Here is an 18,351-nt window from a genome sequence, read left to right as displayed (position 1 = left end):
TTATTATACTGCTAGGAGTTACGCAATTGAAAGACCTGTTAGAAATTTGGTGGTATAAAGCGACATTACCTGTCATTCTGAACGAAGTGAAGAATCTCAGACCCTTCGCGTGCGCTCAGGGTGACAGAAACGAGATGCTTCGCGTTCGCTCAGCATGACAGGGAACTGTCTCTGCAGTCGCTGAAAAGGCCTTACCCGCTATGTGTTCATCGGCAACTGCGTAACTCCTAACTGCAAAGCGCGATACCGTTCCCGTGCGCCGTTCAGCTCTCAACTGCGGACGCATCTAATGAGACGGTAGCCTCTTTCGGTAGGCATCCCGATACAGCCCTATCTTCTCCAGCGGGATTGACTGGAAGCCCAGTTTGAACGCAGGCGAGTCTTTGCGCAGGCGGATGCCCTTTGCCGTGACCTCTACGCCCGCATCGCCGTCGACGATGTTGTCACGGATGGTGACGATTTTGTCGGTCAGGTTGTCGTAGAGGTCGATCCATCGCCCGCCCACGCTGATGTTACGGATAATTCTGTTCCCCTTCGGCACGGCGGGTTCGTCATTCAGGATGTTCACCAGCTCGGGGTAGCGTTCGCTCCATGGCGGCAGCTGGTAAGGCACCGCCTTCAGCCGGTCCATCAGCGTGCTGTCGCGCCCGTCGAACCAGAAGCTTGCCCAGCCCAGGCCGCGCGCGTCCACATGCACCGACGGCTCGCACTCCACGAAGATGTTGTTCTCTACCGTGTTGTCGCGCCCGCCGCCAATCATCGCCGCGCGTCCCGCTTTATAGAACACGTTGCCGAAGATGGTGATGCCCGACGCGCAGTCGTCCAGATACACCGCCATCACGTCCACGAAGGTCTCCGCCTGTAACGATTTGCCGAGGTCGTGGAAATAGTTATAGCGGATGACGGTACCCCGCTGGGTGAAATCGCGCCCGATGTAGAACGCTCCCGCGTCGCCGGTCTCGGTGCAGACGTGATGCACTTCATTGTACTCGAACAGGTGGTCGTTCCCGCCGAACAGGATGGCATTATGTGGGGCGTCATACATCAGACAATGCGCCACGCGGACGCCCACCCCGTTCACCAGCACCGCCGGGCGGTAGGTGCGGCTCCAGCGGCTGTAACGGGTGAACAGGCAGTTCAGCACCTCGTGCTGGCAGGGGGTCAGGGTGTTGCGGTCGCCGCCTGATACCTGTATGCCGCCATCACCCAAATCCATGAAGTCGCAGGAGACCACTTTGTGCTCGGTGCCGCCTTCGATAACCACGCCCACCGTGCCGATGTTGCGAAACGTGCATCCAGCGATGGTGTTCTGCTGCCCTCCGCGCATCTCGATGCCTGTGGCGCGGCAGACCTCGAAGGTCATCCGTTCTATGCGAAGGTGCGAAACCCCGTTCAGAGTCATCAGGGGCTTCTCGGTCAGCGAAACCATCGCCTCACTGGCGCCGTCATCGGGTGGGTAGAAGTACAGCAGGGCGTTTTCGCGGTCGAGCCACCACTCGCCGGGCGCGTCCAGCTCCTCCAGCAGGTTCAGCACGCGGAACCGCTTGCCGGGCGTATAGCCATACACGCCGTGCGGCTCGGCAGTGACGATTTCACCCTTCTCGGCGTCGATGGATACCACTCGCTCATAGCTGTCCGCCCAGTCCCACGTCCAGTAGCCATGCACCCAGACGTCCTTTGCTTCCGTCCAGCGGCGCAGGCGCGGGTCATCGCAGGTGAAGCATCCGCCCTGTTGCCCGGCGGGGGTCGTGGCGATTTTCAGCCAGCCCTCGTTGGGATACCGCGCCAGTGGCATCGGCTTACCGTTATAGAACAGCTCCAGCCCAGCGGGGACGGCTGCGCTGGACCCAAAGCCGCGTCGAAGCATCTGCCCGAAGTCGGTGATGCCCTGCGCCCGCAAATCGGCAACCAGCACTTTGCCTCGCGCTGCGGGGGGAAGTCTGCGCAGTACGGCATCATCTTTCACTGGCTGCCAGCCTGTGACGCGCTTGCCCCCCACCAGACGTACTTGCTCATTGCGGTACGCGCTGTAGGTGATGGGCGATTGGGGCGTGCCGCTATCTTCGGCGGTCAGTTCAAAAGGCGTGAGTTGCGTGTAAGTCCCGCCGCGCAGCCAGACGGTGACGCCGCTATCCGGCAGCCCGCCCTGTTTCTTGAGTGCGCGGATGGCGTCGCGGGCGCGCTCCAGCGTAGCGAAAGGACCATCGGTGCGCGTGCGGTTGGGTGACGCCAGCCTGCCCGACCACGAATCGTTGCCGTTGGGGGAGACGTAAAAGTTCATCGGTTTGGCTCCTGCCGGTGACAAGATAATCAGTAACAACAGCGCAGCATTCATACACCGAAAAACAATCCTCACCACGCTTGACCTCCTTCGGCGTCTAATGCAGATAGTCTTCGCGGTGTGCCAGGAGGTATCCTTTGGGCTGTGATTCAGACTACGGCTTTCGAACCCTTTGAAAACCAAACTGTTCGAAATGGGGGTCATAGCCAAAGACTTCGCGTGCCTCCAGACGCTTGGCAACAATGAAGCTGGTACAATCTACAAAACTGACCTTTCTTCTGCCGGTGCCCCAAAGTATCGAGAGTGCAGCAGCATGGTCGGCTTCTGTTACCCATGCTATCCTCACCACGGGAAGCATATCCTCAACGAAGACGTGCACCGCGTCTAGCCCCAGTCGGTGTTGAAGCAGAGCTATCGTCTCCACAACAACGTAATTGGATGATAACATTCTGTTAGGCTCATCGAGCAGAAAAGACCATGTGGACATTGCGTCTTCGTGTTTGTTGTCATTAGCGTCCATAAGCGCATAAAACGCGGAAGTGTCCACAAAAGTGCTCAACGGTCAAAAGCCTCCGCCAGATACTTGTCATGCTTTTCCGAGACGTCCCGTTTTCCTGAGCGAAAACGTCCTACCGCATTCAGGGCACGTGCCCGGCGGTTTTCCCAATCCGTATCTACGCACTCTTCCAGGAGCCTCTGCACCCATTCTGCAATGATGTCCTCGACTGTCTTCTGCCTCATTTCCGCCACGCGGCGCAGAGCCTCTTCCTGTTCAGAAGTCAACTCGATATACAATGGCATCGGTCATCCCCCTTTTGGAATTATACCGCAGGCTTGCATCTCTTACGCTACCAGCCCATCTGTGCCGACATCTGCTCCAGGAACTGGCGAGACTCGATGTATGCCTTCTCGATATCGGGCACGTTGCCGATGTCGATGGCGATGTACCCGTCGTAGCCGTGTTTACGCAGGGCGGTGAACACGCCTTCCCAGTCGATAGTGCCTTTGCCCAGTGCAAGGTGTTCGTTGGTGCGCCCGTCGTTGTCCGAGACGTGGACGTAGAAGATGCGCTTGCCCAGCTTCTCCACCGACAGGGGCAGTATCTCCTTCTGCGCGTTCTGGTGACCCGTATCCAGCACCATGCCGAAGTTGTCGCTGCCCACGTGTTCCCACAGGCGCAGGAAGGCATCGGTGTTGCTGACCAGCTCGCCCACGCGCGGTTCCAGACAGAACTTCAGCCCGGCGTCCTTCGCCCGCTCCGTGCAGAAGCGGAAGCTGTCCACCATCGCCGTCCACAGGTCATCCCAGCAGAAGTTGGGGTCTACCTTCACCTTGAACTGCTTGCCGAACTTGATGGCTTCCTTGTAAGGGGCATCGCCCACGAACTCCAGCGGCGGGGTGAAGCTGTCAGTCTGGATGGTGTCGCAGCCAAAGTAGTTCGCCAGCTCGATACCAATCAGGTACAGGTCTTTCGCCTTCTGGCGCTTCGTCTCGTCCATCGACACGATATCGGGTAGCACAGGGCAGAAGTTGATGACCTTCAGCCCGAGGCTCTCGCAGTGCGCTTTCAGCTCAGCGCGATGGCGATACACCTCCATCAGGTTCTCTTCGCGCACCCCTTCCAGCTCCACGCGGGTGAAGCCCATGTCGCGCATCTCGCCCAGCACCTTGAAGGTGTCCTCCAGACTGGGCGGATAGCCGTACTTACTGATGGCGTATAGCCAGCAACAGCTGATTTTCATGTCGTACCTCCCTCACGCAAACGTCGGTAGCAAGTTCGAGCGCAGGAACGCTTCCGAATACTGGGTTCCTCGTGCATACCCGCGCACCTTCGCCAGCCCTTCGATATACTCCATGACGCCCGGCAACACCGCAAACTGGCTCTGCTGCGTCTGCATCGCATCCCGCTTTTTGCGGAAGGTATCCGTGATGTCTATCAGCAGAGAGGGGTGCGGGAACAGCTCCAGCACCTCATAGTAGTACAGCTCCGGTGTATACCAAGGCTCGCCCATATCCGCCAGCACGTTCTCGTATGCCTTCCAGCGTGCCTCATCGGTGATGGCGGAGATGGCACGGTGGTCGCGGTGCTTGTCCTCGTTCCAGTGGGTGAGGATGACATCGGGACGGTAGTGACGGATGAGACGCACGCATTCCTGATAGGTCTCGCGGTCGTTCACCACTCCCTGCGTGGGCTTGCCCAGTATCACCCGTTCGGTGATGCCCAGCACGCGGTTACAGGCTTCCGCCTCCGCCCGACGCATCTCGGCGATTTTGTCTTTCATCTCCGGCGTGCTGTAGCCCGTTTCTCCCGCGCAGAAAGTAACCACAAACACCCGTTTGCCCATCGCAGAAAGCCGCGCGATGGTGCCTCCGCAGCCGATAATCTCGTCGTCAGGGTGAGCAGCGAACACCAGCACGCGGTTCCAGTGGTCGAGCATTTATCCTGCCTCTTTCCTAACGTTGACGTTGCATTTCCCGAATGACTGCCTCCGTATCCTTTTGCCAGCGGAACTCGGGCGCGTCATTGGGAATCAGGTCGCGTTGCTCCCCTGCCAGCACCCACAGGTAGTAGACGCGGGTGCCCGGCGCGGCAGCGATGGGATGATAGCCTTTTGGGATTCGCAGCACCGTGTTGTCGCGGATGACGAACGGCTCGTCGATAGTAGCATCCGCTGTGTACAGCCTGCCTAGCCCAAAACTGTTGCCTGGCTGTACCTTGAAGAGATAGACCTCCTCCATCTTGCACTCGCGGGGTGGGTCGTGCACATCGTGCTTGTGAGGGGGCCAGCTCGACCAGTTGCCAGGCGGGTTGATGGTCTCGCCCACCAGCAGGCGGGCGGCAGGGGTGCGTTTGTCCACAATGTCTTTCACGTCGCGCCGCCAGTTCCATACGCCCACATCGCGCACGTTCACCTCTTCGGGTGGAATCAGTTTGGGCATGGCATCTGTGGTTACGCGCGTTTTGCTCACTGCCACTTCCGCTTCGTCCAGCACCTCTATCTCTACCTGCGTGCCGTTCGGCGCGTACAGGCTCCATGCGTTGCCTTCGAACACGCTGCGCCGCCCGCCGACCACAGGGTATTGCTCACCGTTGACCCGCAGACGACACCTGCCCGAAAGAAAAACCAGCACCGCTTCACAGTCCTCCGTGTTCCAGGCAAAGGTATCGCCTGCTTTCCCTTTGAAGACGCCGAGTTCGATATACTGCATCTCGCCCTGCTCCACCAGCGAATTGTAACCATACTGCAGGGTAACGTGTTTGACCATCAGCCTTTCCTCCCCAAGTGGATGTGTCGTCCCTTCAGGTTCCGTTTTTCGGAGAGTAGCGCACCGTCCGCCCACTCTTTCCATTCGTGCAGGTGAGGAGGATTCCTGCACGTTTTTTTTCATGGCGTACAGGCATCAGGGTAGATGGGGCGTTCCCGTGCGGCTGAACCCGCACTTGCGTCCACCAAAAAACCCCGCTTGCGCGGGGTCGGTAGCCAGCACAGCGAGACTTCGCCTGTCAACGCCATATACTCCAGCATTACGTGCTCACTGCTGCTGCACGATAGGTTTCGCTGGTTTTTCTAATGCGCGCTTCACCGCATCTTCCAGCAGCTTCTCGCGGTTGCGGGGGTCGTAACCATCCACGCGCAGGGCGATTACACCGTCTTTGTCTATCACCACCAGCGTCGGCAAGGTGCGAGGCTGGTAATACTGCTTTGCCTCGCCGCTGGTGTCTGCGGCGATGGTGTAAGTGACCCCCGCTTCTTTAGCCAGCTGAACCACGCGGTTGTAATCGTCAACGTCCACTGCTACTCCAATGACGGTCACACCCTGACCTTTGTATCGACGGTGAAACTCTTCCATCTTCGGCATGGCATCGCGGCAAGGGGCACACGAAGTGGACCAGAAGTCCAGCACCAGCACGCCACCCCGATAGGAAGAGAGAGACCGTTGTTCGCCCCCCTCCGTGAATCTTAAAATAACGTCGGGCGCGGTCTGTCCTGCAACAGGGGCACTGGGCTGGAAGGCGTAGAAGATAAGGGCAATCGTCACTGCTCCAAGCACGAATGCAATCGCTCGGCGCATCGTTCACCCCCATCAAAATCGTATCATCCGCTGGATTCTTACGTTGAGAAGGTTCGATATATGTTCCCGAAGCACCTTCTGTATCGCCAGAAGGAGTCAGGGTTTTATCCTGCGAAGAAAGGTATCGAGCTGCATCCATATCATCTTCCAGGCAGGTGATAAGAGATGAGGCGAGAGTGCGGTTGTTCCGGGCGTTGTGGTGGGGAGTTGAACCGGCGAGAGTTCCTGCAAATCATGCTGGCAGGTGCGACGGGCGCGGTGTTCATGCGCGACCTTCCTGCAGCCAATGAGGAACAAAAGCCTGAGGTGTGGCAGGTCTCTCGAGGCAATTTGTCTTCCCTACCGACTGCGCGTGGCTATCCCACGCAGACTCCTCGCACCTACCGCGGCGCGAACCTCGAGTACGTGCTGATGCCCATCGGCGGAATCGGCACGGGCACAGTGTGGCTGGACGGGCAGGGCAAGCTGTCGGTGTGGCAGATATTCAATAATGACACGGAGGAGCCGCTGCCGCATGTCCACTTTGCCCTGCGCCTGGATGGGCAGCTGTATCTGCTGCAGACCCCATCGGAACAGGACGTACCTGCCATCCCGGTCATCGCGTTTGAGGGAGGCTATCCCATCGCTCGCCTGCACTACGACACGCGCCGCTTGCCGGTGGATGTGGTGCTGGAGGCGTTTAATCCCTTCATTCCGTTAGATGCCTTCCACTCTGCGCTCCCATGCGCGGTTTTCCGCTGGACGGTGCGCAACCGTGGCAACCGTCCCGTAGACCTGTCCTTGCTGTTCACGCTGCCGCAGTCCGCTGAGCGAGACAACGCGCTGGACGCGACGCCCGGCTATTCGCGCTCCGTGACGTCCGTGCCGCTTCGCCGTCCGGGCGCACAGGCGATTTACGACCGGCAAACGGGCAGGGATATGACTCCCGCGCCCTTGTATTACCTGAGGCATCTCACCATGCCCAGCGAACTGCCCGGCGGGTGGCAGCAGCCCGAAAACTGGCGACAGATCATCGAGGCGTACCAGACGCTGCAGGCAGGAGGCGTGGTGCTGATTACTTCGCCGCGCGCCAGCTTCTGGGGTAACCTGGTGCCCCCGTGGGAGGTGTTCGAAGACTTCGAGAAAGACAGCTACGAGGGCTGGACGGTAGAGGGCGAGGCGTTCGGCACCAAGCCCCATTCGGGCACGTCGCCCGGGCAGCAACCGGTGAGTGGCTTTGTCGGTAATGGGCTGGTCAACACCTATCTGCCCAACGACGCTCCGAAAGGCAGGCTGAGTTCGCGTCCTTTCCAAATCCAGAAGCGGTTCATCGGCTTTCTCATCGGTGGTGGTAACCATCTGGGCGAGACGTGCATCAACCTGCTGGTGGACGGCAAGGTGGCGCGCACCGCCACCGGACGCAACGCCGAGCGTCTGGAGCCTTACGAATGGGACGTGGGTGACCTGATTGGCAAGCAAGCACAGATACAGATAGTGGACAACCACGCGGGCGGCTGGGGGCATATCAACATCGACCACATCGTGTTTGCGGATGAATCGCCCGTGGCGATGTTTTCCCTGATTGCTGCGCTGCCACAGATGCGACAGGCTCTTGCCCTGCGTGCCACCAACATGCGCGACATGCCATCGCCGCCGAGCTCTCAGCGACCAGAGTGGACAGCGCTCGGCAGGCAGATGTTTCCGAATCTCAACATCGAAGAATGGGAGATTGACTCCTGTTTGCGGCTGGAGGGGTTCGAGCCGGGCGACTGGCAGGTGCTGGCGCAATGGTCGGATGGAACGCCGCTGCTGCTGATGCGTCGCTACGGCAACGGCACGGTCGTGTTGTCGCTGGCGGGGCAGCTGCCCGAGGGGAACCTTTCGTGGACGCAGGAGCTGTTCTTTGGGGCGCTGGGCATCCGCGAGCGAGGTAACCTGTACCTGACAGAATGGCATCCGCGTGCGGGCAACGTATGCGTCAAAACCGACCAGCCCGACACCCGCTTCCCCCGCTGGAGCGCGCTGGATGAACTGCGCACCGGCGGATCCGCGCAAGGACAGCACGGCGCCATCGAAGCCCCGCTGCGTTTGGCACCCGGCGAGCAGCGTGTGGTGCATTTCGTGATGGGCTGGAGCTATCCGCACGTGGAGCGGTTCCGCCGACGCGGCAACCTGTACTACCGCTGGTTCCGTACAGGGCAACAGGCAGCGGAGTACGTGCTACAGCACCTGCCGCAGCTGTGGGGCTGGACGCAACTGTATCATCAGACCATGTACCAGTCCAACCTGCCGCCGCTAATGCTGGACGCCATCACGTCGCAGGCGGTCATCCTGCGCAGCCCGACCTGCTTCTGGTCGGACAACGGCTACTTCGCGGGCTACGAAGGCAGCTACGCCTGCTGCCCGCTGAACTGCACGCACGTGTGGAACTACGCGCAGACACATGCACGTCTCTTCCCCGAAATCGGACGCAACATGCGCGAGAGCGACCTGCTGGTGTTCCTGCACCCAGATGGCGAGACCTCCCACCGCCAACACTGGCAGCACGAGGCGTTCATCGACGGACAGTGCGCCACCATCTGCGCGGCTTATCGGGAGCATCTCACCGCGCCCGACAACGCCTTCCTGAAGAAGATATGGAGCCGCGCTAGGCTGGCGACCGAGTGGCTGATTCGCAAGATAGACCCCGACGAGGACGGCGTGCCTTCGGGGATACAGTGGAATACTTATGACTGCGCGGTATCGGGAGCCACCACCTTCATCGGTTCGCAGTACCTGTGCGCGCTGGCAGCGGCGGAGCAGATGGCTCTGCGCATGGGCGACCAGTCGGCGGCGCAGCGCTACCGGCGCATTCGGCTGGCAGGCTCGCGCAACCAGCACGCCCAGTTGTGGAACGGCGGGTATTACATTCAAAAGCCGGGCACGCCTGCTGCCAACGACTATAACACCGGCTGCCACAGCGACCAGCTGCTGGGACAGTGGTGGGCGCACCAGCTGGGGCTCGGCTATCTATACCCGCGTGAGGCGGTGCGTCGGGCATTGCAGTCCATCTACCGCTATAACTTCCGATACAACATGATAGGACATCTGCAGTTTCCCCGCCGCTACCTGCTGGACAATGAAGCGGGGCTGCTGATGTGTACATGGCCGCGCGGTGGGCGCCCCGACCCCTTCATCGGCTATGCCGATGAGGTGTGGACAGGTATCGAGTACGCGGTAGCCGGACTGATGCTATGGGAAGGGATGGTCGACGAAGCGGTGCATCTGGTCAACACCACGCGCAGCCGATACGACGGGCGTCGGCGCGACGGCGTCAATTCGGGACCGGGCGGCAACCCGTTTAACGAGCTGGAGTGTGGCAAGTTCTACGCCCGCGCCATGAGCTCGTTCGGGCTGTTGCTGGCGGCGCAGGGACTGATTCTGGACACTCCCGCTGGCGTACTCGGCTTTGCCCCGCGCTGGAAGCCCAACGACCACCGCAGCTTCTTCATCACGGGAACAGGGTGGGGGCTATTCGCACAAAAGCGTAGCACCAACGAGCAACGCGAGGAGATAGACCTGCGCTATGGCTTCCTGCGGTTGCGCGAGCTGGTGTTCCAGATACCGGAGGGTACCACCCTGCGGTCCGCCAGCGTGCGCATCGGCAGGCAAACGGCGCAAGTCTCCGTACAAACAAAAGGTAATCAGGTCATCCTCCGCTTTGCGCAGGAGCAGAACCTGCAATCTCCGGCGCAGGTGACCGTGGCGCTGCGGTGGTAGCCAGCTCTCAATGCGTGGCCACCGCCTGACCTGCCAGCGGCTCCAGCATCAGCATCTCGGTCTCATCGTCGTAAGCGATGAGCTCACCGTATCGCCCCCATTCGATAATGGTGTTGAGCTGCTTCTCCGCCTCCGCCGGGGGCAGTTCCAGCTCCAGCGCGAGGCGCACCACATCGCGCTTCAGACTCTGGTTCTCGGCAATCTGCAGCATGTTGATCAGCCACTGGAAGATAGGTAGCCTCCGAATCCGCGTGGAGAATATCTCCTTACGGGTGAGGATGCTTGCCTCGCTGAAGGTCTCGCCCAGCGGGGTGAGCATCACGTCACCCTGCCCGACGCGAACGAAGCCCAGCAGTTCCGCCGTATCAATCAGGCGCAGCACCAGGTCGGAGTCCGCACCGAAGTCTTCGGTAAGCTGATAAATGTCGTAGGTGGGCTCTGAAGATTCGGCGAGGTGCTCGAGCAACCCCACGAGGTCGCTAATCTGGATTTGGGGCAGCCATCGGGTCACGCCGGGCTTGCCGGGCGCGGTACCCATCTCTACCGGCTCGGGCTGAGTCTGTCCGGCAAGGATGGCGTAGATGTGGTCGATGAGCTTCAAGAACTGGGGGGACTTGCGGTGCCGGGGATGCGGCAGGTCGACGTTCACCTCAGCTATAATCCTTCCGGGTGACGTACCCATGATGACCAGGCGGTCTGCCATCTCCGCCGCTTCCTCGATGTTGTGCGTGACCATCAGGATGGTCTTGGTGGGGATTTTACCGTCCAGCCACAGCTCCAGCAGTTCGCCGCGCAACGCTTCCGAGCTGAGCACATCCAGCGCGGAAAACGGCTCGTCGAGGCACAACAGCTCTGGCTCCACCGCCATGGCACGGGCGAAGCCCACCTTCTGGCGCATCCCGCCCGACAGCTCGCGCGGATAGGCGTTCTCAAAGCCGTCCAGTCCCACCCGGTCGAGCAAATCCAGGGCGCGCGCGGTGCGGAGTTTGGGCGGCACTCCCCGCGCCTTCAGGGCGACCTCCACGTTCTCCTGCACCGACAACCATGGGAACAGCGCGAAGGTCTGAAAGACAATACTGGCATGCGGGTTGACACCCTGCAGCTCCTGCCCACGATAGCGGACGACACCCTCCGTCGGACGTTGCAGTCCCGTAATCAAACGCAACAGCGTGCTCTTGCCACAACCCGAAGGACCCAGCAAACAAACGAACTCCCCCTCGTTAATACTCAGGTTGATGTCCTGTACCGCATAAAATCGCTTTCTACCGGTGGCGTACACCTGGCTGACATGCTCCAGCTCTACCAGTGTCTGTCCATTGTTCATTTCTTCACTCCATCCTGTAGCGTGATGCGGCAATCCGGTACAATCGTCTCCAGAGCAAACGGTTCACGAGTACGACCGTCAGAATCATGGTGAGCGTCGATGCCAGCAGCATGGGAAAATCACCTTCAGCGGTGCTGGCGGCAATCAGGTCTCCCAGTCCGGTGACACGCAGGGTGCGTCCACCAAACTCCACGTATTCCGCCACAATGCTGGCGTTCCATGCACCTCCGCTGGCGGTAATCGCGCCGGTAATCAGATACGGAAACAGCGCGGGCAATATCAGCACGCGCCACTTCTGCCAGCGGTTCATCCCCAGCAGGGTGACGGTAAAGCGCAACTCCTGCGGGATGGACATGGTACCCGCAATCACGTTAAATAGAAGATACCACTGTGTGCCCGTCAGCATCAAAAGCACCGCCGCCATGTTCAAACCGGCGGGCAGGTTCAGCAGCATCAGCACGAAGACAGGGAACAGCGCGGTGGCTGGAATGGACGCGGCAATCTGCACCAGCGGCTGCAACCACGCGGCGAGCCGCGCGTTCATGCCGATATACACTCCCAGCGGAACCGTCCAGCCGAAGGCAATAGCCAGTGCCAAAGCCACCCGCAGCGCGGTCATGAAAACGCCCTGCAAAATAGCCAGCCATTGCGACAGCTGCACCTGAATCAGCAGATGCAGAGCACGTAGCGTGCCGTAAGCAACCAGCAGCAATATCGCCAGAAAGAAAAGCCTCCAGGCAACATCCTGACGTTGCGCCTGCTCGGGCGCGCGCTCAGGGCGGAAGGGCCATACTCGCAGGGTCCAGGCGTCCACTCGCTCCCCAATCCGTTCCCAGAAAGCCGATACCCTTTCCGACAGCCTGGAGGAGCGCAGGATGTCGTAGAACCACGAGCTGGCATGCGTCTCCTGTTCGATCATCTCCAGTTTGAACTTTTCGCTCCACGCCACCAGCGGGCGCCATACCAGCTGGTCCAGCAGCACAATCACCAGCACGAGTGTGCCCAGCCCCCACAGTATAGCCGCGATGTTTCCCTGATGCGACGCCTCGCGCAGATACGCGCCCAGCCCGGGCAGGCGATAGTCTCGTTCGCCTACCGTGAATATCTCTGCCGCCATCAGGAAGAACCATCCCCCCGCCCAGCTCATCATGCTGTTCCAGATAAGGCCAATCGCGCCAAAGGGGAGTTCCAGCTTGCGCATCCTCAGCCACCAGTTCAGCCGCAGGATAGCTGCCGCCTCGCGCAGGTCTCCGGGCAGGGTGGTCAGCGACTGGTACCACGAAAAGGTCATGTTCCACACCTGACTGGTGAAGATGAGCACGATAGACGCCAGTTCCGCCGCCAGCTGCTCCTGCAAGATTGCGCTCAGCCCCAGCAAAACTACAGGCAGGAACGACAGAATGGGCACGCTCTGCAGCACGTCCAGCGTGGGCAACAGAATCTGCTCTGCCCGACGGCTGCGCGCTGCTGCATAACCGTAAACCAGGGTGAACATTAACGACAGCATGTACGCCGCCCCCATGCGAATCACCGAGCGCAACGCATAGTAGGGCAGCGCAGTTGGGTGAAGCACAATGCCGGGGCCTTTGACCACCTCCGGTGCATGAAAACCGAAATGCACCCCGAGATAAAGCAATGCCGTGATGGTCAGCAAAACGAAGGCATCGCTCCACCGAAACTCCCGGGTCGTCTGTTTGAGCTCGTAGATTGGCGATTTCAGAAAATGCATCGGCACGATTTCTCCATAAAAGGATGAAGGCGCACGACAAACACACCTTGGAACGGGCAAGGGGTAAATCACCTGCCCGCTCTCCTTGTCAAAGCCCGGTAGTCCGAGCGCAAGGGGCACCTGACGGCTTCAGGCGAGCAAAATAACCGATGCGGATATTACCACCTTATTATACATGGCAGGAAGGAGATGAGACAAGAAGAGCACCGCGTTTACGGCTCACCGGAGGTCCGCCCGCCAGGTAATGGTAATGCGCAGGCACCAATTGGAGGGCGAAGCTCCCACTGAGCCGTCCACGGACAACACCTGCAACGCCGCGAACTGTGTGTCGATGATGCGGGCTGACCTGAAGGCAATCTGCGCCCTCTGACAGCAGGCAACGCGAATCTATCCGGTGAATCTAAACAGGTGAACGCAACTTTCGCCTGCGTGCGGTGTCTTTCCGAGAGGGAGCGATGAGAACGATACTGCCCCTGGCCATACTGGCGCTCGCGTTGTGCGCGGCGTCTGCTCAGGCACAAACGTCTGCCTCACCCGCGTGGAAACAGGAGTTTGCGCGGGCACGACAGGTTTGGGAGAAAGGCGAATTCGACCGTGCGTTCAAGGTGCTGGAGAAGGCGTATGCGCTCGCCCCCGACGATACCGCACGCGCTCAGATTGCCTTCCGCACCGCCGATTGGGCGCACCAGCTGGGCAGGTACGATACCGCGCGCCGTTGGTACCTGAAGTGCCTGGAACTTGCCCCCTCCGGCTCCGATCTCATCCGTCGGGCAAATATCGGCTTGAGCCGCCTTCCGTCGCCGGGTCCCCCAGCCCCGCGTCTTCCCAGCGTACCTTATTCCACCGAATCGCTGCCCAGGGTCCCCACTGCAGGCCTCCTCGCACCGATTGCGGTGGCTTCGCTGTTTGCGTTTGTGTGCCTGATGTTACTGCTGCAATGGGCGAGCGGCTGGCAAAGGGGCGCACTGCCCGCGCAGGTCCTCCTGAGCCTTCTGCTAACAGGCGGGGTGACCATGATGCTGCCGCTGGCGGCGTTACTCATCCGCCAACAGTTGCAGCCCGAGCCAGACGGCTGGGTGGCGGGTGGGCTGACCCTCGCAAGCGTCGCCTGCCTCGCCTTCGCGGCGCGCACATGGCAACAGGGGCAACTGCTGCGCAACACCCCGCTGGCACGTCTGCGCAGCGCGTCGCACGGTTTCCTCAAGGTGCGCGGCACAGCGGAACCTGCCTTTGGCGTGGTGCAGAGTCAGGTCGGAGACATCCCCGGCATCTACATCAGCGAACTCTCCGAGCGTTACGTGCGCCGTATAAAGCGATATTATGACTCGCAGAGCAAAAGCTGGAAAACGCGCACCGTCTACCGCTGGGAGACCATCTACAGCGCCACGCACAGGGTCGACTTCATACTGGACGACGGCACGGGCAAAGCGATTGTGGAGGTGGAAGGGGCGGAGTTCTACCCCGACCACATCGCGCTGTTTTACAACTATCATCCGGTGCGCTCGTTCCCCTGGTTTGCACACGTGGGTGATGTGCGCACGCGGGTGAGCTACATCCCACCCAACGCGACGGTAACCGTCTGGGCACGCTACTACGAACGCGACCTGCCCGGCACCGCACGCGATGAGATGCGCCTGCAGTACGACCGCTTCCACAAATGCATGGTGGTGCTGGAAGGGCAGGAGAGCAAGGTATACACCAGCCGTTCGGGAATGGGACTGGTGCTGGCAATCATCGGTGTCATCATGCTGCTGGGCGTGCTGTATATTCTGCTGAACCCGGGCGTGGTGACGGAGTACGTCGGTCAGGAATACACTTACCCGTACTAGGAGGTTACAAGAATGGCAGGAATGTCAACGTTAGCGATTGTGCTGTTCATCATCGGAGGCGTGCTGGTGATATGGGTCATCGCCGCCTACAACAACCTGGTGAACCTGCGCGGGCAGGCACAGCGCGCGTGGGCGAACGTGGATGTGGTGCTCAAACAGCGTTGGGACCTCATCCCGAACCTGGTGGAGACGGTAAAGGCGTATGCGCAGCACGAGAAGCAGGTACTGGAGCGTATCGCCGAGCTGCGTGCGGTTGCGCTGGGCGCGCAAGACCGCAAACAGCGTATTCAGGCGGAGCAGGAGGCGTCACGCCTGCTGGGCAACATCATCGTGTGGGGCGAGCAGTACCCCGAGCTGAAGGCAAACGAGAACTTCCTGCACCTGCAGCGCACCCTGGCGGATTTGGAGGAGCAAATCGCCGACCGCCGCGAACTGTACAACGAGGCAGCGACCAACTACAACGTGTATCAGAAGACCTTCCCCGCCGTGCTGGTGGCGCAGAGCGTATGGGCAGAGGAGATGCCTCTCTTCGAGGCAGCTCCACAGGAGAGAGAGGTACCGAAGGTGCAGTTTTAACTGTACCTTGACAAGCAACCCGTTGTGTGCTATCTCATAATACTGGGGTGCAAATGCCCCTGCAGGGCGAGGCTCCAGCCGAGCCGTTTCATAAAGGCTTGATGCAGGCTGAAGCCTGCGGCTACGAGGAGGTTCACCGAGCATCCTTGAGGCTCCTTGACAAAACGGAGGTGAAGGAGGTTCGCCCATGAGCGCGAGAGGGACTGTGTTGCAGCAAGCGGTGGAAGGAAGCCTGGATTCCCTGCTGTCTCTTGCCGAGCAAGCGTTGTGGAATGACAGGTTGCGCCGTGCAGTGATGCGGCAACTGGAGAAGCACCTGCTGGCGCACCTGCAAACGAGTGCCAGCCCGAACCGACCTCCGCAGGTCACCCGGGATAAGGTGGACCTGATGCGCGCGCTGATACGCTCCATTGACCGGGCAATGGAGCGCAGGCAGGTCTCCCGTACGGTGGTCCGCCGGCTGTTGCGAGTGCTGGTGGTGAACACCATCCTGCGCCAGAACGAAGACATCGAAACCGCGGAGTGCAGCTTCATGCAACGGCATGAAGGACATGCCCCTCCGATTACGATGGTGCTCAGCCCCACAAAGGTGTGTAACCTGCACTGCATCGGCTGCTATGCGAACTCCAGCCAGGGCACTGTGGACAAACTGGAGTGGGACATTGTGCACCGGATTGTCAGTGAGGCGAAAACGCTGTGGGGCATGCGTTTCTTCACCATCTCAGGCGGCGAGCCACTGGCATATCGCTCACAGGGCAAGGGCATACTGGACCTGTTCGCCGAGCACGAAGATTGCTTCTTCATGATGTACACCAACGGCACGCTCATTGACCGGCGCGTTGCCGAACAGATGGCGCAGGCGGGTAACATCGTGCCTGCCATTTCGGTGGAAGGGCTGGAGGAGCGTACCGACGCGCGGCGTGGCAAGGGCGTCTTCCGGCGCATTCTGGAAGCGATGGAACACCTGCGCGAGGCGGGGGTGGTCTTTGGCATCTCGCTCACTGCCACACGCCATAACGCCGAGGAGATTTTGTCTGACGAGTTCGTGGATTTCTTCTTTGAGCAGCAGCAGGCGGTGTTCGGCTGGTTGTTCCAGTACATGCCCATCGGGCGCGGCTATACGCTGGAGCTGCTGCCCACACCGGAACAGCGAGTGTGGATGTGGCGACGCACCTGGCAACTTATTCGGGAGCGTCACATCATGCTGGCGGACTTCTGGAACTGCGGAACCGTCAGCGATGGCTGTATCGCTGCAGGGCGCGACGCAGGTTACCTGTACATCGACTGGAGCGGCAAGGTGATGCCCTGTGTGTTCGTGCCCTACTCGGCGGTGAACATCCACGACATCTATCGTCGGGGCGGCACGCTGGACGACATCTATGACCTGCCCTACTTCCGCGCCATCCGGCAATGGCAGTGGGACTACGGCTTCGGCAAGCAACGACCGGAGGAACACGGCAACTGGCTCATCCCCTGCTCGATACGTGACCATCACCGCGACGGGCGTGCGATGATCGACCGATACCGCCCCGAGCCGGAGGATGAGTCTGCAGCCGACGCACTGCGAGACCCCAGCTACTATCAGGGACTGGTCGCTTACGACGAGAGGCTACGGGAGAAGTTCGATCCTATCTGGCAACAGGAGTACCTGAGCGAGATTCAAGGGGGCAGGAACCGTTCTTGGAAGAGCTGCGCATCGAGCCAGAGGACGTAGTAGCCTGTTTGACCACCTTTATCCGCAACGCGGTAGAGGATTTTCGCCGCGAAGGGGTGGTCGTTGGGCTGAGTGGAGGGCTCGATTCGGCAGTGGTTGCCACTATTGCTGCCCGGGCTCTGGGGGCTGATGGCGTGCTGGGGGTGATACTGCCGGAGCGCGATAGCGCGCCCGAAAGCAAGCAGCTGGCACGCCGGCTCGCCCAGAGCCTGGGCATCCGCTGCCGAACCGTTGGATTAACCCTACCGCTCGCCTTGCTGGGGGTGTATCGGCAAGTGCCCCTGTGGCTGATACCTGGCCGTCGCCTGAAGGCAAAAGCCGTGCAGCACTATTATGAGCAGTTCCGCAAGACCCTGCCCGAAGGAGAGACTCCGTTTTCCGCAGTGATGACAGGCACCCGGGGATTGCGCGGTCCATGGCTGAACGAGACGGTCGCCTATCACCGGGTGAAAGTCCGCCTGCGCATGACCGTGCTTTACTACTACGCCGAGCGATTTAACCTGCTGGTCGCCGGTACCGCAAATAAGACCGAGCTGGCAACGGGTCTGTTCGTGAGGTACGGCGATGTGGCAGCGGATATCGCCCCGCTGGCTACCCTCTACAAAACACAGGTGCGCGCACTGGCAGAATACCTGCAAATCCCTCAGCAGATTATCGCCCGCCCCCCCTCGCCGGACCTCCTGCCCGGCTTGACCGACGAGCTGGCGATAGGGCTGGATTATGCGACGCTGGACAGGGTGCTCTGGCGACTGGAGCGGGGGATGGACGCAGAAACTATCGCCAGAGAAGTCGGGCTTTCGCCAGCGCAGGTGCGGTATGTGCAAACCCTGAACGGGCGTGCTCAACGCCTGTTGTCGCCGCCGCTGACAGCGTGTTGAATCTTTTTTGCCGGTATCATTGCGAGTGTACCGCCGAGCCACCTATCTTTAGCGCAGATGGTATTATCGTTTGACAAACATTTGCTCGAATGTTATAATTGGGCAGCAATACGCGGAACGCCGCGTGAGCGCGAAACTTCAGACCATTGACCCGTCCTTTGTAGCCTTGAAGCGGTATGCAGGGTGCATCACGCAGCGACGCGTTCGT

The 18,351-nt window shown here is 60.2% G+C and carries 14 protein-coding genes; 5 read left to right on the top strand and 9 right to left on the bottom strand.

The features are described 5' to 3' along the window. Window positions 1-286: 286 nt before the first annotated feature. From K6U75_01385 to K6U75_01355, 7 genes are all read right to left on the bottom strand, one after another. Window positions 287-2,359, bottom strand: a complete 2,073-nt coding sequence (locus K6U75_01385) for a right-handed parallel beta-helix repeat-containing protein (GenBank protein MCL6473696.1) — start codon at window positions 2,357-2,359, stop codon at window positions 287-289. Window positions 2,360-2,435: 76 nt separating this feature from the next. After that, window positions 2,436-2,840, bottom strand: coding sequence for a PIN domain-containing protein (locus K6U75_01380; protein ID MCL6473695.1), 405 nt, complete (start codon window positions 2,838-2,840; stop codon window positions 2,436-2,438). Then, window positions 2,837-3,082, bottom strand: coding sequence for a CopG family transcriptional regulator (locus K6U75_01375; protein ID MCL6473694.1), 246 nt, complete (start codon window positions 3,080-3,082; stop codon window positions 2,837-2,839). The genes K6U75_01380 and K6U75_01375 overlap by 4 nt, the downstream gene beginning before the upstream one ends. Before the next feature lie 47 nt (window positions 3,083-3,129). Then, window positions 3,130-4,023, bottom strand: coding sequence for a sugar phosphate isomerase/epimerase (locus tag K6U75_01370; GenBank protein ID MCL6473693.1), 894 nt, complete (start codon window positions 4,021-4,023; stop codon window positions 3,130-3,132). A 12-nt stretch (window positions 4,024-4,035) separates the two neighbouring features. Then, complete coding sequence (locus K6U75_01365) at window positions 4,036-4,719, bottom strand: PIG-L family deacetylase (GenBank protein MCL6473692.1); 684 nt, start codon at window positions 4,717-4,719, stop codon at window positions 4,036-4,038. 16 nt (window positions 4,720-4,735) lie between these two features. Then, on the bottom strand, window positions 4,736-5,548 hold the full coding sequence (gene iolB, locus K6U75_01360; GenBank protein MCL6473691.1) for a 5-deoxy-glucuronate isomerase: 813 nt from the start codon (window positions 5,546-5,548) through the stop codon (window positions 4,736-4,738). Window positions 5,549-5,815: 267 nt separating this feature from the next. After that, window positions 5,816-6,355 carry a TlpA family protein disulfide reductase gene (locus K6U75_01355; protein ID MCL6473690.1) on the bottom strand — a complete coding sequence of 180 codons (540 nt, stop codon included), beginning with the start codon at window positions 6,353-6,355 and terminating at the stop codon, window positions 5,816-5,818. Window positions 6,356-6,520: 165 nt separating this feature from the next. Here K6U75_01355 and K6U75_01350 point away from each other — a divergent pair, with 165 nt between their 5' ends. Next, window positions 6,521-10,093 carry a hypothetical protein gene (locus K6U75_01350; GenBank protein MCL6473689.1) on the top strand — a complete coding sequence of 1,191 codons (3,573 nt, stop codon included), beginning with the start codon at window positions 6,521-6,523 and terminating at the stop codon, window positions 10,091-10,093. A 7-nt stretch (window positions 10,094-10,100) separates the two neighbouring features. Here the strand turns inward: K6U75_01350 and K6U75_01345 are convergent, their stop codons facing one another. Further along, window positions 10,101-11,417 carry an AAA-associated domain-containing protein gene (locus K6U75_01345; protein ID MCL6473688.1) on the bottom strand — a complete coding sequence of 439 codons (1,317 nt, stop codon included), beginning with the start codon at window positions 11,415-11,417 and terminating at the stop codon, window positions 10,101-10,103. A 4-nt stretch (window positions 11,418-11,421) separates the two neighbouring features. Beyond that, on the bottom strand, window positions 11,422-13,146 hold the full coding sequence (locus K6U75_01340; GenBank protein ID MCL6473687.1) for an ABC transporter permease subunit: 1,725 nt from the start codon (window positions 13,144-13,146) through the stop codon (window positions 11,422-11,424). Between the two features lie 455 nt (window positions 13,147-13,601). On the opposite strand from K6U75_01340, the gene K6U75_01335 reads away from it, so the two are divergent. From K6U75_01335 to nadE, 4 genes are all read left to right on the top strand, one after another. Continuing rightward, a complete protein-coding gene (locus K6U75_01335) occupies window positions 13,602-14,975 on the top strand; it encodes a tetratricopeptide repeat protein (protein MCL6473686.1) in 1,374 nt (457 codons plus the stop codon). Window positions 14,976-14,987: 12 nt separating this feature from the next. Next, a complete protein-coding gene (locus K6U75_01330; protein ID MCL6473685.1) occupies window positions 14,988-15,551 on the top strand; it encodes a LemA family protein in 564 nt (187 codons plus the stop codon). Window positions 15,552-15,738: 187 nt separating this feature from the next. Beyond that, entirely contained in the window at window positions 15,739-17,265 is a 1,527-nt protein-coding gene (locus K6U75_01325; protein ID MCL6473684.1) for a radical SAM protein, read from the top strand. After that, complete coding sequence (nadE, locus tag K6U75_01320) at window positions 17,232-18,143, top strand: NAD(+) synthase (GenBank protein ID MCL6473683.1); 912 nt, start codon at window positions 17,232-17,234, stop codon at window positions 18,141-18,143. The genes K6U75_01325 and nadE overlap by 34 nt, the downstream gene beginning before the upstream one ends. Window positions 18,144-18,351 lie beyond the last annotated feature (208 nt).

The sequence above is a fragment of the Bacillota bacterium genome, assembly GCA_023511455.1.
Classification (GTDB): Bacteria; Armatimonadota; HRBIN16; order HRBIN16; family HRBIN16; genus HRBIN16.
Note: the sequence above shows the minus strand (reverse complement) of the source record. Positions and strands in the feature narration are given on the sequence as shown.